A 14,758-nucleotide genomic window follows, 5' to 3' on the forward strand; every position below is an offset into this window, starting at 1 on the left:
GATCCTCACCCCGGGGCGACGACCCCGGTGATCCGGTGCAGGGAGAACATCTGCAGCGTCGAGTCGACCTCGCCGATCACCCTGCCGCCCTCGACGGCGGTGGGGTGGAAGAGCATCCGCCTGGTCGCGCCGGTCGCGTCGGCGATGCCGAGCCAGACGGCTGCCCGGTCGGCGACGGCCTCGCGCAGGAGCGCCGAGCTGCTCGCCGGGTCGAGCGCAGGGATCGTCGGCGCGCCGTCGTCGTCGACGCGGCGCTGGTGCTCGGCGCGGACCTCGCCCTCGCGCAGCCGGCGCAGGACGTCGGGCGAGGGCTCGGGGGCGACCTCGACGACCGGGCGCTCGCGCCGCGGCGTGATCCGCTGGCCGGGCGGCCGGACCGAGACGACGCCGCCCACGCCCTCGAGGGCAGGTGAGGCGCCGACCTCACGCAGCGCCTCGAGCAGCACCGTCGGCCCCACGGGCGAGACGAGGACGGTCGGGGCGAGCTGGCGCAGCTGCAGGTGGGTGAGGTCGCGGTGGGTCAGCAGGGTCTCGAGGTGGGTCGGGTCGTCGCTGCGCAGGTAGCTGCCCGCGGTGCCGACCCGCAGCTGCCCGTGGCGCCGGGCCACGTCGCGCACGAGGTAGTCGAGCGGCTGCGGGACCGGGGTCGCGCTGAACCGCGCGAGCGTCTCGAGCAGGTCGTCGGCGGTCAACCCGGCGTCGAAGGCCGCGCGCAGCGAGGTCTCGGTGAACCGGTGGACGCCCGCGCCCCCGCGCGACTCGAGCACCGCGCTGCGCCGCAGGAGCGTGGCGAGCTCGGGGACGGGGGTGCCCGGGACGATCGCGGTGAGGTCGGCCTGGAGGAGGAGCCGGTCGACGGGCTCGGGCACGAGGGCGGCGAGTGCCCGGGTCGCGGCGGCCTCGTCGGTACCCAGCAGCCGGCCGAAGGAGCCGAGCGCGCCGCGGCCGGTGATCCCGAGGGCCTCGCACTCCCTCACGAGCCCGGCGACGACCTCGTCGGCCTGGTGCGGCATGCGCCGCGGCCGGCGGTGGCGCAGCAGCGCGACCAGCTCGGTCGGGGTGGGCGCGGTCCCGGGCGCCAGCGCGGCGAGGATCTCGAGCAGGTCGTGGCGCAGGGCGCGGACCGGTGGCCAGACCATGCCCTCGGAGAGCGCGTTGACGCGACCGCCGTCGTCGGGAGCAGGCACGACGCCGGCGCGCAGGGAGTGCAGCCACGGACCGGCGAGGGCGGTCCAGCGCTCGGCGGGGGTGTGCGAGCGCCAGTCCTCGACGGCGGTGGTGAGCCGCCACGTCGGCTCGGCCGCCTGGTCGTCGCAGATGAGGTGGGCGCCGAGCGCGAGGTCGAGCAGGAAGGTCGCGCTCGGCTCGTCGACGTCGACCTTGCCCGCGAGGGAGCGCAGGTCGCGCACCGCGAGACCCCCGCTGCGCAGCACCCGGGGGCGGGCGGCCTCGATGTGGTCGAGCAGCTCGTCGACGAGGGCGAGCGCCTCGGTGGCAGAGGCCGCGGCGGCGAGGTCGACGTCGCCGGCGTCGGCCGTGCGCGCGGCGATCTCGGGTCCGGTCAGCGGGGTCTGGAGGAGGCGTCCGCCGCGCACCTGCAGGGCGACCTCGCGCGGCACGACGACGTGGTCGGCGTCGGCCGTGGCGACGAGCCCGGCGTCGACCAGGTCGGCCACGGCGAGGCCGGTGCGCCCCTCGGGGTCGCTCGGCCGGGCCGCGGTGGGTCCGTGCTGGGCGATGCGCTCGAGGACGCGTCGCGGCTCCGGGCGAAGGGAGGAGACCGCCTCCTCGAGGTCGTCCGGCAGGGCGTGGCCCAGGTCCTGCGACGTCGGGCCGAGCCCCGCGGGGTGCGGGCCGAGGACGTCGGTGACGGTCCGGGCGAGGACCGGTCCGTCCGGAGAACGCCACAGGAGGGCGGCGACGGTGAGGTCCTCGAGGAGGGGGGCGGCGCCCCCTTCGTCCGTGCCCAGGAGGGGGGCGACGACCGCCGGGTCGGTGCTGCCGGTGAGGGCGCAGGCCTGGAGCGCGGTGAGGTGCGGCAGGTCGAGGTGGTCGACGGCGCGGGCGGTGCTGGCACGGGTGCTCGCCCGGGCGGCCAGTGCCGTCAGGTCGGCCGGCTGCGGCCGGGCCAGGTCCGGGCGCAGCTCCAGCAGGGCCACGAGCTCCTCGTCGGAGCGGTGGCGGATGTCCTCGGCGAGGGAGCGCACCGACACAACGGTAGTTCAGCCGACGGACGACCCGGTCGGCGAGGCCGTCCGGGCCACGCCGTTGACCTCGGGGCTGATGAGCCGTTCGAGCCGCAGCATGACCCAGCCGGTGAGCACGAGGCCGGCGACGATGGTCCCGATGAAGGCGCCGCCGAGGTCGCGGTCGAGCAGGAAGCCCGCGGCGAGCGGGCCGAGCACGCCACCGGTCATGAAGGCCGTCGACTGCGCCGCGTTGACCCGACCGCGCAGGTGGTCGGGTGCCATGTCGTTGGTGATCGCCGGCAGGGTCGGCTGGAGGAGGGTCTCGCCGAGGCCGAAGAGGGCGCCGAAGAGGACGACGAGGACGGCGGCCGCGAGCGTGGACGGCAGCAGCCCGCTCAGGCCCATCGCGCCCCAGGCGCCGAGCCAGATGACGAGCATGACGAGGCCGACGCGGGTGCGGCGGTGGCCCTCGATGCGGTGCAGCACCCAGAACTGCAGGAGCACGATGACGGCCGTGTTGGCGGCGAAGAGGACGCCGATCGTCTCTGTGCCGACCTGCGAGACGGTGCGCGCGAAGGCCGGGACGCCCGCCTCGAACTGCCCGTAGCCGACGAAGCTCGAGACGACCGCGAGCAGGAGCACCCAGCGCATGCCCGGCAGCCGCAGGACCGTGGCGTAGCTGGGCCGCGGGCCGTCGTCGTCGGGCGCCTCGGCCCGCGCGTGCACGTGGCGCAGGGGACCGAGCAGCCAGGCTCCCGGGATGAGGACGAGCACCGCGTCGACCAGGAAGATCGCCTCGAAGGTCACCGGCCGCGTGACGTCGACGAAGGCCCCGGCGACGAGACCGCCGACGCCGATGCCGAGGTTGAGCAGCGCGAAGTTGACGCCGAAGTACCGCTGCCGCAGCGGTCCCCGCACGAGCGCGGAGATGAAGGTGTTGGCGGCGGACCAGCCGATGCTCGCCGACAGCCCCATGAGGGCCGCGCCCAGGACGGCGACGGGGACGGTGACGGCGAAGGCCATCGCGATCGCCCCGAGGCTCTGGCAGACGCCCGCGACGATGAGCATCCACCTCGCGCCGAGGCGGTCGGTGAGGCTGCCCATGGGCGCGGCCGCCAGCGCCGCGACGAGGGCGAGCAGCGCCATGATCGAACCCGCCGTGTCGAGGGCGACATGGCGCACCTCGTGCAGGTAGATGACCGTGAAGGGCAGCGTCATGCCCCGCCCGAGGTGCTGGAGGGCGACCGTGGAGAGGAGGAACCTCCCTTCGCGCGGCAGCGCCCGCCAGAAGCCGGGAAGGCCGCTGCCGATCTCGGAGGTGGGGACGTCCTTGGGCAGCGCGGTCACGAGGGGCCATCCTGCCCCCGGCCACCGACAGCCGACCACCGGATTTCGGCTCCCACGCGTTAGCCTTGCGGTTGGCGCACATCCGTGCGCCCATCCAGACGCAGGACGAGCAAGAGGTGCACGGTGCCCACTGGCAAGGTCAAGTGGTACGACGCGGAGAAGGGCTTCGGCTTCATCTCCGGGGACGACGGCGAGGACATCTTCCTGCACGCCAACGCCCTGCCCGAGGGTCTGACGACCCTCAAGGGCGGCACCCGTGTCGACTACGGCATCGTCGAAGGCCGCCGCGGCGCCCAGGCGCTGTCCGTCAAGGTCCTCGACGCCCCGCCGAGCGTCAGCTCCAACATCCGCCAGCGCGACCGCAAGCCGGCCGAGGACATGGCCGCGATCGTCGAGGACGTCATCAAGCTCCTCGACGACGTGGGCAACGCCCTGCGCCGCGGCCGATACCCCGACAGGGGCCACGGCGCCAAGGTCGCCCAGGTCCTGCGTCGCATCGCCGACGACCTGGAGGGCTGACATGACCGAGAGCGCCACGCAGCCCCGTACCCGGGCCAAGGCCCGGGCCAAGGCCGACGCCGTCCTGGCTGCAGCCGTCGAGCCCGCGCGCCGCGAGCTGCTCGAGGCGACGAAGGGGGAGGGCGTCGGCGAGCACGTCGGCTTCACCCTCGACGCCGAGCGCCTCGGCACCCACTGGTTCGCCGCGACCCTGCCGGGCTACGGCGGCTGGGCCTGGGCCGTCACCGTCACCCGCGCGCCGCGCTCCAAGAGCGCGACGGTCTGCGAGTCCCAGCTGCTCCCGGGCGACGACGCCGTCCTCTCGCCCGAGTGGCTGCCCTGGGCCGAGCGCCTCGCGCCCGGTGACGTCGGCCCCGGTGACGTCACCCCCAGGATCGACGACGACCCCAACCTCGTGGCCGGCTTCGAGGCGACCGGCGAGGAGGACGTCGACGCCGTCGCGCTGTGGGAGCTCGGGCTCGGTCGTCCCCGCGTGCTCTCCGCCGAGGGCCGGGACACCGCCGCCCAGCGCTGGTACGACGGCGCGCACGGCCCGACGGCCGAGGTGGCGGTCAAGGCCCCCGCGGCGTGCGAGAGCTGCGGCTACTTCCTCCCGATGGCCGGCGAGCTGCGCCGCGTCTTCGGCGTCTGCGCCAACGAGTGGAGCCCGAGCGACGGCGGCGTCGTGAGCCGCGACCACGGCTGCGGTGCGCACTCCGAGATCGACATGGGCGCCCCCGAGCCGGAAAAGGTCGGGACCCCGATCCTCGACGACGAGGTGCTCGAGACCCTCTGATCGCAGGGTCGCGCGATGGTGGACAGGCCCGGCGCAGCGTGTGACACTTTGACCGACAAGTGTCACATCCGATGAGTGCTGAGGTGCCCGTGCCTGCTATTGTCCCACTCCCGCTCGGCGACCTGCCAGACCCCCTTCGCCGTGAGATCGATGGACGACTCGCGGCGGGTACGTTGAGCACCTCCTTGCCAGTCCAGATCTGGGGCCGGCGTCCCGAGGCAGCCACCGCATGGGTCCAGCTCCTCGGAGCCCTCCAGGAGCAGCAGGCCCTGCTCGAGCCGCGGCTTCGCGAGTTGGTGCGTCTGCGCATCGCGTCCTTCACCCAGTGTCGGACGTGTCAGGCGGCCCGCAAGAGTGATGCCGTCACCGAGGAGGACATCGCCTGCCTCGCCCCGGACGACGACCGCTTCTCTGCCCGGGAGCAGGCCGCCCTCGCGTATGCCGACGACTTCGTCAACGACTGGTTCGCCATCGACGACGACACGTACGCGGCGCTGGGCAGGCACTTCACGACCGACGAGGTCGTCGAGCTGCAGATGTTCTGCGCGATGATGCTCGCTGGTGGTCGTCTCGCCCTCGTGCAGCGCGCCTGGGCCGAGGACTCCGACCCTGCTGGCGAGCGGGTCAGCCGGGAGTGAGATCGAGGGGCCCGTCCGAGACGGTCGCCCCGACGACGCCCAGGTCGACGCCGAGCTCGTCGGCGACGGCCCGGGCCATCCGCACATCCTTGGTCAGGTAGGGCGTGACGGTCGCAAACATGGTCTCGGCGTCCGGGTAGCCGCCCAGCTTGGTGATGAAGGCGCTGGACCCGCTGCTCGCCGCGACGGCCTCGAGCAGCGTGGCCCGGTCGAGGTCCAAGGCGTCGCCGATCCGGAGGACGTGAGCGGTGAGCTGTGCGTGGGCGGCGAAGAGCAGGTTGTTGACCAGCTTGACGGACAGAGCTGATCCAAGGGGCCCGGTGCGGACGACCGTGCTGGCGTAGGCGCGGAGGAAGGGGGTGATCCGCTCCTGCGTGGTGTCGTCACCGCCGAGCATGATCGTCAGGCATCCGGCGAGCACGTCCTTGCATGTGCCGCTGAAGGGGGCATCGATGACGTCCACGCCTCTTGCACTCGCTGCTTCCGCCAGCTCGGCCAAGGTCGAGGGGAGCCCGGTCGTATGACTCACCAGCAGCCCGCCGCGGGGCATGGCGGCGAACGCGCCGTCCGGTCCCAGGCAGACCTCGCGGAGCTGGGAGTCGTCGTAGAGGCACACGAGGACGACCGAGCGCCCGGTGACGGCCCGGGTGACCGAGTCGTGGATCACGGCGCCTGCGGCGGCCAGGTCGTCGCGCACATCGCGGCGCCGGGCGTGGACATGGACTTCGACCCCGTCGGCGAGCAGTCTGCGGACCATGGGGCCGCCGATCTGGCCGGGGCCGATGAAGGCGACGGGTGGACGCTCGTCGGCGACCGAGGTGTGGTCAACCGAGCGCATCGACGAGCCCCCAGCGCAGGGCGGTGCGGGCGTCGATGGGCTCGCCGGACAGGGCAAGCCACGCGGTGCGATGACGACCGATCCGGCGCTGGAGGCTGACTGTGCCGCCGGCTCCGGGGACCAGCCCCATGCTCAGCTCGGGGAGTCTCATGGTGGTTCCGGGGTCGGCGATGACGTGCCCGGCAAAGGCCGCGAGCTCGATGCCGGCCCCGATGCACGCCCCGTGGATGCGGACGGTCAGTCGCGGGGCGATGCGGTGCGCGCTGGCGCCCGGGTGCCGGGTGGCCCGGACAGCGACCGAGGTTGCCGGGTCGCCGACCTGCCCGAACTCGCTGAGGTCGCCGCCTGCGCAGAAGCTCGCTCCGCGTCCGCTCAGTTCGACGCCAAGTGCCGGGTCCGACTCGGCCAGGCCCAGAGCCTCGACGAGGGCATCACGCAGTGCCGTGTCCACCGCGTTGTGCACGCCCGGCCGGTTGAGCTCGACGCACAGCACATCGCCGGAGCGGCTCAGGAGCACGGGTTCGTCGGCCACGTGGTGCTCGGCATCGGTGGCAGCGCGCCACGTCGCGAAGGCTGCGCTGCCCAGCAGCGCGGCATAGGTGGCTGCCTCGGCGGCGATCGCCACGGAGACCTCGAGGGCGGGGGTGGCCCGGAGGAGGCGTACGAGCGCCAGGGCGGCCAGCGGCTGGGCCTTGACGGCATCGGCGCAGGCGCTCGGGTCGGAGCTCACCCACGGCGACGGGGGGTCGGGGTGGGTGGTGACGCAGGCGTCGGCCACGTCGACGAGCCAGGGTGGGGCGACGAAGGGATCGCCGACCGCGAGCACCGGAGCGGCCACCTCGCGCAGCACGGATCCGGGCGACCCGGCGGCGGGTGCCGCCACGGCTGCTGCGTCCGCTGCATCGATGATGACGGGGGAGCCCGTGAGCAGCACGCTCAGGGACTCACGTACTGCCGCGGCAGCGCCGGGTGCCACGAGCGATGAGACGTCGAAGCGATCCACGTGGCTCACACTACGGTGAGATCATGCACGCCACACCCCACGCGATGACACCGTCGGAGGATGATCGCGCGTGGGCCAGATCCGGTGCGATGAGCCTCACCGGCCATGCCGGTGGTGCCCCCCTCTGCCCGCCGACACGCGCGGCAACCCTCGTCGACGAGCTCGCGGCCCCCTTCGGCCTCGACTCCGGGCTCCTCGCGGAGAGGGCCGCACTCACCGGCTGGGAGCGTGACGGTCGCGTGACGCTCGGGGGTGCCGGGCGTCTGCTGCGGGCACGGGACGGATGGGTCGCGCTGTCGCTGCCCCGCCCGGAGGACGTCGAGCTCATCCCCGCCCTGCTCGGCCTCGAGTCGCCCGCCGCCGACGAGCCGTGGCCTGTCGTGGAGTCCGCGATCGCCTCCCGTCCGGGCGCAGCGGTCGTCGAGCGTGCTCGGCTGCTCGGGCTGGCCGCGGCCGTCGTCGGAGGCGCGCGGGCCCACCCCTCGCCGTGGTGGTGGCCCCACGCGAAGGGGGCCGAGCGAGATCTCGACGGGGCGGTCGTCGTCGACCTGTCGGCGCTCTGGGCCGGCCCGCTGTGCGGGGCACTCCTGCTGCGTGCCGGAGCGCGGGTGATCAAGGTCGAGTCGTCGCCCCGACCGGATGGCGCGCGGCGGGGCAACTCCGACTTCTACGACCTGCTCAACGTCGGAAAGGAGTCGGTCGCGCTGGACCTCACCACGACGGCAGGGCGCGCCGACCTCGGGCTCTTGGTCGCTCGGGCCGATGTCGTCATCACCGCCGCACGGTCGCGAGCCATCGCCGGCCTCGGGCTGGACCCGGGAGCCATGACGGGCCGCACCCAGGCCTGGGTGGCGATCACCGCGCGAGGGCGGGACGATGACTCGGTGGGGTTCGGCGACGACGTCGCAGCAGGGGCCGGGTTGGTCGCCTGGGACGAGGCGGGAGAGCCCTGCTTTGCCGGTGATGCCATCGCCGACCCGCTGTGCGGGGTGGTTGCCGCCGCAGCGGTCCTGCAGGGCGCCGCAGGCGTCGTCGACATCTCGATGGAGCAGGTCGCCTCCCTCGTGGTGGCCGAGCCGGGTGCGAGGGCCGCCGTTGCCCGGCGCTGCCCGCAGGGGGGAGCGTCGGTGGAGCAGTGGTGCCTAGGCGACGAGCCGGTGGCCCGGCCGCGCCTTCGAAGGGCGGCCGGCAGCGCTGCCACGCTCGGTGCGGACACCTCGCACGTGCTGGCCCGGGTCGCGCGATGAGCGTCGACCGCACGCTGCGCAACGCGTCGATCTCCGGTCGTCTCCGTGACCTCCACATCGTGGGGGGACTCCTGGCGGACCGCGGTGCGGCGGGTGCAGCCGAGGTGGATCTCGAGGGCGCGCGGCTGATCCCCGGCTTGCACGACCACCACATCCACCTGGCGGCCGCCGCCGCGGCCGTCGACTCGGTGTCCTTGACTCCCGATGAGCTGGTCGCCGGGGGTGGGCTGGGCGCGCTGCTCCGGGCGGCGCGACAGCGTCAGCCCGAGGGATGGCTGAGGGGTATCGGTTATGACCTCACCCAGTCGGGATGGCTCGACCGCCGTGACCTGGACGAGGTCGCGGTCGGACCGGTGCGGATCCAGGACCGCACCGGCAGCAGGTGGGTGCTCGACTCGACCGGGCTCGCGGAGGTGCTGGGGGACAGAGCTGATGGATCACCGCAGCCTGACGGGGTGGAGCGCGACGCAGCAGGACGACCCACGGGTCATCTCGTCCGCCTGGACGCGTGGATGCGAGAGCGTCTCCCCCCGCACCAGCCGGACTGGCTGCGGCTCGGACAGCGGCTGGCGGCCCATGGTGTCACGTCGGTCACTGACGCTGGGCACCTCAACGACCTCGCCGCGTTGGCGATGCTCGCGAGCGCTAATCTGCCCCAGCGGATCTGGGCGATGACGAAGGGGTCGGTCACGTCCTTCGCCATGCCGGAGCCAACCGGTCGGGTCGTCGTGGACGCCGTCAAGATCGTGCTCGACGACGACGCCCTGCCGCGCCTCGACGTGCTCGCTCAGCAGGTCGAGGCGGCACATGCCGTCGATCGCGGCGTCGCCGTGCACTGCGTCACCGACGTCCAGCTGGCGCTGGCTCTCAGCGCGGGGCTGGGCCCGGGCGATCGGGTCGAGCACGCCAACGTCGTTCCCGAGGGTTATGCCGAGCTGATCGCCCGGGCCGGGGTCGCGGTGTGCGTCCAGCCCGGGTTGATCGCCACGCGCGGTGATCGCTATCTCGACGAGGTGGAACCCGATCGTCACCACGAGCTCTTCCGGCTTCGCTCTCTCGCCGCCGCGGGCGTCCCCCTCCTCGGTGGGAGCGATGCGCCCCTGGGCCCGATCAGCCCGTGGCGCGGCATCGAGGCGGCGACGACCCGGCGGACCGGGAGCGGGGCAGTGCTCGGCGCCGACGAGGGCCTGGGCCCGGTGACCGCCGCGAAGATGTACCAGCGCAGCGCCGGTCGTGGTTGGCCGGTCAGGGTCCTGGCCCCGGGAGACCCGGCGGACCTGCTCGTCCTGGGTGACGACGCCCCCTCCGGCCCGGAGGTCGTGGCGACCCTCGTCGAAGGGGTCGTCGTCCACGGCTCGCTGTGAGCACCCGAGGGAGTGGTCCCCGGGCGAGTCGGGCTACTCGCCGAAGAACTCGCGCTCGTTGACGTGGTCACGCTGGGCCTGCCCGTGTCGCTCCACGCCATCCCGCAGCTGCTGGATGCGCTCTCGCAGCGCGGTGGCCTGCTCGGAGTCCTCGCCGTGGTTGGCGATCACCGCGGTCAGCTCCTGCCCGTCCATGACGATCTGGTCCCGCAAGCGGTCCGTGGCGATCGAGTAGGTGAGCAGGTCGTGGTCGTCCTCGTCGGGTGCCGAGGGAGCGCCGGCCGCCTGGGCCGTCCCGTCGAGGTCGTCAGGGGCTTCGAAGTTTTCGAGGTTGTCGGTCATCGGCCAGTCCTTTGTCGGTCGGGTTGGTCTCCGCAATGAACATGATATACGATAAGTGTACTATTAATCTATCGAGGAGGATGGACGTGCCGCTCCAGGACAACATGCAGATCGTCTCCGTCGACGACCACGTGATCGAGCACCCGCGGGTGTGGGCTGATCGCCTCCCGGAGCGGTACCAGGCTTCCGGTCCGCAGATCATCACCACGGCGGAGGGCAACCACACCTGGAAGTACGAGGGTCAGCTCTTCCCCTACATCGGCATCAACGCGGTCGCGGGCCGTGAGCCCAAGGACTTCGGCGCAGAGCCGGTCCGCTACGAGGACATGATCCCCGGTTGCTACGAGCCCAAGGCCCGCATCGAGGACATGGACATCGACGGCGTCCAGGCCGCGCTCAGCTTCCCGTCCTTCCCGGGCTTCGGCGGCGGCGTCTTCCACCGCGCCAAGGACAAGGAGCTCGCCGAGCTCTGCATCAAGGCGTGGAACGACTGGCAGGTCGACGAGTGGTGCGCATACGCGCCCGACCGGCTCATCCCCATGGCGCTGCTCCCGGTGTGGGACGTCGACGCTGCGGTCAAGGAGGTCGAGCGCATGGCCGCCAAGGGCGCCAGGACGATCTCGTTCCCCGACAACCCGATCCCGCTCGGCCTGCCGGGCTTCACCAACGACTACTGGACGCCGTTGTGGGACGTCTGCGAGGAGACCGAGATGCCGGTCAGCCTCCACTTCGGATCCGGCGGCTTCGTCCCGGGGTTCCCCTTCAGCGTGGCGACCGGCACCATGGGCCGCTCTGCGGAGGCCATGGCCGAGTCGCCCGTGCCCTACGCGATCCCGACGGCGCTCTTCGCGAGCAACCTCATGTGGTCCTCGGTCGAGCTGCTCTTCTCCGGCCAGCTGCAGAAGCACCCCAAGCTACAGTTCATCCTCGCCGAGGGTGGTATCGGCTGGTTCCCCTACATCCTCGAGCGCGCCGACTACACGTGGGAGCGGCACCGCTGGTACCAGAACATCGACAAGGCGGCCAAGCCGTCCGAGCTCTTCCAGAAGCACTTCTGGGGATGCTTCATCGACGACGTGCACGGTCTGGCCAACCTCGGTGACGGCTACATCAGTGCCGACCGGGTGATGCTCGAGGTCGACTATCCTCACTCCGACTCCAACTGGCCCAACAGCCGCAAGCGCGCCGCCGAGATCCTCGCCGACGTCTCCGACGAGGACTGCCACAAGATCACCGAGCTCAACGCGCGCAAGATCCTGCGCTTCGATCGCTGAGCACTCGCGTCCGACCGGGATGAAGGGCGGGTAGCGTGCGAGCTGCGCCGGGGCGCCGCGCGCTCTTCATCACCTTGGTCATGCTGTCGGCGTCGACGGCGCTCATCAGCAGTCTCGGCGCACCGCTCGTCACGGCCGTCGCGCTCCAGGAGCAGGTGCCCCTGGTCTGGGCCCAGTGGGTGCAGACCGCGCCTCTGCTCGTCGGCGCCGTCATCTCACCGATCGTCGGTCGACTGGGCGGTGGGACACGCCGGCGCCCGGTGCTGCTGGCCTGCTTGGGCCTGGTTGCGCTCGGCTGCCTGCTGTCCGCGCTGCCGCTCGGGTTCGCCGGGCTGGTCGTGGGACGGGTCCTCCAGGGATTTGGCATCGGCGTCCTCCCTCTGGCGATGGCTGCCGCTCGGGATGCGGCCCCGCCGGAGCGCCTGCCCCAGCTCCTGGGGGTGCTGTCCGTCAGCAACCTGACGTTCGCCGGGCTCGGGTATCCGACGACCTCCCTCCTCGCGACCCTCTGGGGGGTGCGGGGTGCCTTCTGGTTCGGTCTCGCGCTCACCGCGGTCGCCCTGGTCCTCGCGGTACGCACCCTGCCGGCGAGCTCCCACCCGGACCAGCAGGTCGACTGGTTGGACGGCGTCGTCCTGGCGGCCGGCACGCTCGCGCTCATGCTGGCCATCAGCCAGGCCTCTCGCTGGGGCTGGACCTCCACCCCCTTCGTCGTCCTGGCACTGGCGGGCCTTGTGCTGCTCGGGCTGTGGGCCGTCAGGGCCTGGGGTCTGCCGGACCCGATGGTCGATCTGCAGCAGGCGGTGCGCAGGGGTGCCCTCGGGGCCAACCTCGTGGCACTGCTCGTCGGTGCCGGCGTCTACGTCCTCATCACGCTCATGGTCCAGTTGGTCCAGGCGCCGCGGGAGTCCGGCGGGTTGGCGAGCTCGCCGCTCTTCGCCGGCCTCATGCTGGTGCCCTACGCCATCTGTGGTTTCGGGGGCAACCGGGTTGCCCGTCGGATCGCCGACAGGTGGGGGCCGGAGCGGGTGCTGCCGCTGGGGTCGCTCGCCTACCTGGGTGCGATCCTCGTCTTCGCCGTCGACCGGGACGGTTGGCTGCAGATCGCGGTGGCGATGGGGATCGCGGGCCTCGGGGCAGGGGGGACCTTCGCGATGATCCCCGTGGTCGTCGTCCGGCACGTCCCCGCACACGACACCAGCAGCGCATTGAGCGCCAACCAGGTGGTCCGGTTCTTCGGGTTCGCTGCCGGCAGCGCGCTGGCGGCCACGGTCCTCGATGCCCTCTCGCCGGGCGAGACCCTCGCTCCGCGCGCGTTCACCATGGCGGCGCTGGTCGGTGCGGGGCTGGCGCTCGCCTCGGCCGTGTGCGCCGTGATCACCCTGCCGCGCCGCAGCCCCGACCCCGGTGTGGGTGTCAGCGCGCAGCCAGGGCCATCACTTGACACTGCGTGAGCATCGGTGCCAAGGCTCGGGCGCACTCGTCGAGCAGGTCGGTGAGTGACTCGGACCCGTCCAGGGCGGCCCAGTAGGACATCGTCGTCGAGCGGGCGGTGATCGTCACGGCCCCCGCCAGCTGGATCGGTTGCACCGCTGGGTCGACGCCGATCATCCGGCCGAAGAGGTCGCACAGGGTCTGCACGTCCTCCTCGCGGCCGCGGGCCATCGCCGTCCGCAGGCCTGCGTCGAGGTGGATCGTCTTGAGGCGGGTGTGCAGGCTGACGTCGTAGCTCTCGACCGCGGCGGCGTACCTCGAGAAGAGGCTGGCCACCGCCCGTGGCATGTCGTAGGTGACATCGATCCGGTCCACGAGGGAGCCGTAACGCTCGGGTGAGAGCCAGCGCCTGGTGATCACGTCGTCCTTGCCGGAGAAGTGGCGATAGAAGGTGGCGACCGAGATGCCCGCTCCCGCAGCGATGTCCTCGACCGTCACCTCGTCATATCCGCGCTCGTTGACGAGCTGCCAGGCCGTGGCGTGGACGTTGTGGCGCAGCCGGGTCCGGTTCTGCTCGCGGCGGCCGGAGCCCGCGCCCGCCGGCGTTCCCGCACTCTCGACCGCAGGCGCAGCGGTCTGGGCAGCTGTTCCTGACTGCACCATCAGACCGAGTGCAGCCAGCGACGGCTGCGGTGGTCGGAGGCCGACGGACGATGAGTGGCACGGACGTCGCCCCCACCGACGACAGCGGCGACCGGCACGGCCTGGACGCTGTGTCGGCGGCACCGACCCTCGCACGAGAGCGCCGGGTGGCTCTCGAACCACTCCATGACCTCTCCCTCGTCCCACGTGATGGCGCGGCGCGACGCGACCGGGGCAGGTGCGAACAGGTGCCCCCCCGGGGCCACGGTCGCCCGGCAGCCCGCCGCCGCGTCCTGGATGGTCCGCCAGTCACCGAGCGACATCCCGACGATGGTGGCGCAGTGCCGGGCGGCGACGAGGTGGCCGGTGTTGCCCCGGGAGGGCGCGCCGTAGCGCAGCCAGGTCGACATGGTGCGTCGGTCACTGCCCACCAGGCGCGTGAGCTGTGCCGGCGTCATGCCCCGGTTGATGGCGAGGCAGTGGCTGGTGACCCGCTGCAGCAAACGGACCTCGCTCACCGAGGGCTGGTCCGCGGCCGGCATCAACGCGACCTGGGCGACGAGCTCGAGCAGCGAGACGCCGCACACCGAGGTCCACGCCGCTGCGAGGCGCTCGGCCCCGAGGTTCGACGCCAGTACCTCCTCGGCTGCGACGGCGCCCTCTGCGTAGACCTCGCCGGACGAGGTGGTGGACGAGGTCGCCCGCAGCCAGCCGGCCATCGTCGTCGAGTCGAAGACCTGGTCGGCGGGTGAGCTGGAGAGCCGGGAACCGTGGGGCTGGGCGTCGGGGCCGTGCAGATCGGCCCGTGCCACGACGGCCATCAGGACCGCGAGGAGCGTCCGGGCATCATGGCGACCCCCGAAGATCTGGTCCGCCCGGGCCATCGCCATCGCCGAGCGGGTCTCGGCGGCCTGCCAATAGCTGGCATCGGCGCGCAGGGCTGCGCGGTCCGCCGCCGCGGCGCGAGCGTGGTGCAGGAGTTCGGCCAGGGCCGAGTCGCCCTGACGGGTCAGGTGAGGGCGCAGGGGGAGTGGGCGAACGGTCATCTGCTGTTCCTAGCCAGGCGCAATTTTGAGAGGCGCCTCTCACTTCGATGGGAGATGGCCATTGTGTGGCGCGCAGCACGTCGCGTCAAGGGCTGCGCGA

General features: G+C 72.5%; 14 protein-coding genes. 7 read left to right on the forward strand and 7 right to left on the reverse strand.

Features of this window, described 5'->3' with window-relative positions:
* Window positions 1-5: 5 nt before the first annotated feature.
* Together V3C34_RS04475 and V3C34_RS04480 are read right to left on the reverse strand one after the other, a co-directional pair.
* Window positions 6-2,207 carry a helicase-associated domain-containing protein gene (locus V3C34_RS04475; protein WP_346008201.1) on the reverse strand — a complete coding sequence of 734 codons (2,202 nt, stop codon included), beginning with the start codon at window positions 2,205-2,207 and terminating at the stop codon, window positions 6-8.
* Between the two features lie 15 nt (window positions 2,208-2,222).
* Window positions 2,223-3,536 carry an MFS transporter gene (locus tag V3C34_RS04480; RefSeq protein WP_338538855.1) on the reverse strand — a complete coding sequence of 438 codons (1,314 nt, stop codon included), beginning with the start codon at window positions 3,534-3,536 and terminating at the stop codon, window positions 2,223-2,225.
* Window positions 3,537-3,659: 123 nt separating this feature from the next.
* Here V3C34_RS04480 and V3C34_RS04485 point away from each other — a divergent pair, with 123 nt between their 5' ends.
* From V3C34_RS04485 to V3C34_RS04495, 3 genes are all read left to right on the forward strand, one after another.
* Entirely contained in the window at window positions 3,660-4,055 is a 396-nt protein-coding gene (locus V3C34_RS04485) for a cold-shock protein (protein WP_068424531.1), read from the forward strand.
* A 1-nt stretch (window position 4,056) separates the two neighbouring features.
* Complete coding sequence (locus V3C34_RS04490; protein WP_346008202.1) at window positions 4,057-4,830, forward strand: DUF3027 domain-containing protein; 774 nt, start codon at window positions 4,057-4,059, stop codon at window positions 4,828-4,830.
* 185 nt (window positions 4,831-5,015) lie between these two features.
* A complete protein-coding gene (locus V3C34_RS04495) occupies window positions 5,016-5,468 on the forward strand; it encodes a carboxymuconolactone decarboxylase family protein (protein WP_207233803.1) in 453 nt (150 codons plus the stop codon).
* On the opposite strand, the gene V3C34_RS04500 is transcribed toward V3C34_RS04495, so the two are convergent.
* Together V3C34_RS04500 and V3C34_RS04505 are read right to left on the reverse strand one after the other, a co-directional pair.
* Window positions 5,455-6,306, reverse strand: coding sequence for an NAD(P)-dependent oxidoreductase (locus tag V3C34_RS04500; protein WP_068424542.1), 852 nt, complete (start codon window positions 6,304-6,306; stop codon window positions 5,455-5,457). The two genes, V3C34_RS04495 and V3C34_RS04500, sit on opposite strands and share 14 nt — an antisense overlap.
* Window positions 6,293-7,309 (reverse strand): enoyl-CoA hydratase/isomerase family protein, encoded by a 1,017-nt coding sequence (locus tag V3C34_RS04505; protein ID WP_346008203.1) that lies wholly within the window; start codon window positions 7,307-7,309, stop codon window positions 6,293-6,295. Before V3C34_RS04505 ends, V3C34_RS04500 begins: the two co-directional genes overlap by 14 nt.
* Before the next feature lie 89 nt (window positions 7,310-7,398).
* On the opposite strand from V3C34_RS04505, the gene V3C34_RS04510 reads away from it, so the two are divergent.
* Complete coding sequence (locus V3C34_RS04510) at window positions 7,399-8,556, forward strand: CoA transferase (protein WP_346008204.1); 1,158 nt, start codon at window positions 7,399-7,401, stop codon at window positions 8,554-8,556.
* Window positions 8,553-9,920 carry an amidohydrolase family protein gene (locus V3C34_RS04515; RefSeq protein WP_346008205.1) on the forward strand — a complete coding sequence of 456 codons (1,368 nt, stop codon included), beginning with the start codon at window positions 8,553-8,555 and terminating at the stop codon, window positions 9,918-9,920. The genes V3C34_RS04510 and V3C34_RS04515 overlap by 4 nt, the downstream gene beginning before the upstream one ends.
* Window positions 9,921-9,953: 33 nt before the next feature.
* On the opposite strand, the gene V3C34_RS04520 is transcribed toward V3C34_RS04515, so the two are convergent.
* On the reverse strand, window positions 9,954-10,262 hold the full coding sequence (locus V3C34_RS04520) for a hypothetical protein (protein ID WP_130630344.1): 309 nt from the start codon (window positions 10,260-10,262) through the stop codon (window positions 9,954-9,956).
* A gap of 80 nt (window positions 10,263-10,342) precedes the next feature.
* Here V3C34_RS04520 and V3C34_RS04525 point away from each other — a divergent pair, with 80 nt between their 5' ends.
* On the forward strand, window positions 10,343-11,536 hold the full coding sequence (locus tag V3C34_RS04525) for an amidohydrolase family protein (RefSeq protein ID WP_242612791.1): 1,194 nt from the start codon (window positions 10,343-10,345) through the stop codon (window positions 11,534-11,536).
* A 35-nt stretch (window positions 11,537-11,571) separates the two neighbouring features.
* Window positions 11,572-12,990, forward strand: coding sequence for an MFS transporter (locus V3C34_RS04530; protein ID WP_346008206.1), 1,419 nt, complete (start codon window positions 11,572-11,574; stop codon window positions 12,988-12,990).
* Here the strand turns inward: V3C34_RS04530 and V3C34_RS04535 are convergent.
* Complete coding sequence (locus V3C34_RS04535) at window positions 12,953-13,633, reverse strand: helix-turn-helix domain-containing protein (protein ID WP_346008207.1); 681 nt, start codon at window positions 13,631-13,633, stop codon at window positions 12,953-12,955. The genes V3C34_RS04530 and V3C34_RS04535 overlap by 38 nt on opposite strands.
* The gene (locus tag V3C34_RS04540) at window positions 13,633-14,658 is read right to left on the reverse strand and encodes a hypothetical protein (RefSeq protein WP_346008208.1); all 1,026 of its coding nucleotides are present in this window, start codon (window positions 14,656-14,658) and stop codon (window positions 13,633-13,635) included. The genes V3C34_RS04535 and V3C34_RS04540 overlap by 1 nt, the downstream gene beginning before the upstream one ends.
* Window positions 14,659-14,758: the final 100 nt, after the last annotated feature.

Source organism: Janibacter terrae (assembly GCF_039636765.1).
Lineage (GTDB): Bacteria > Actinomycetota > Actinomycetes > Actinomycetales > Dermatophilaceae > Janibacter > Janibacter terrae.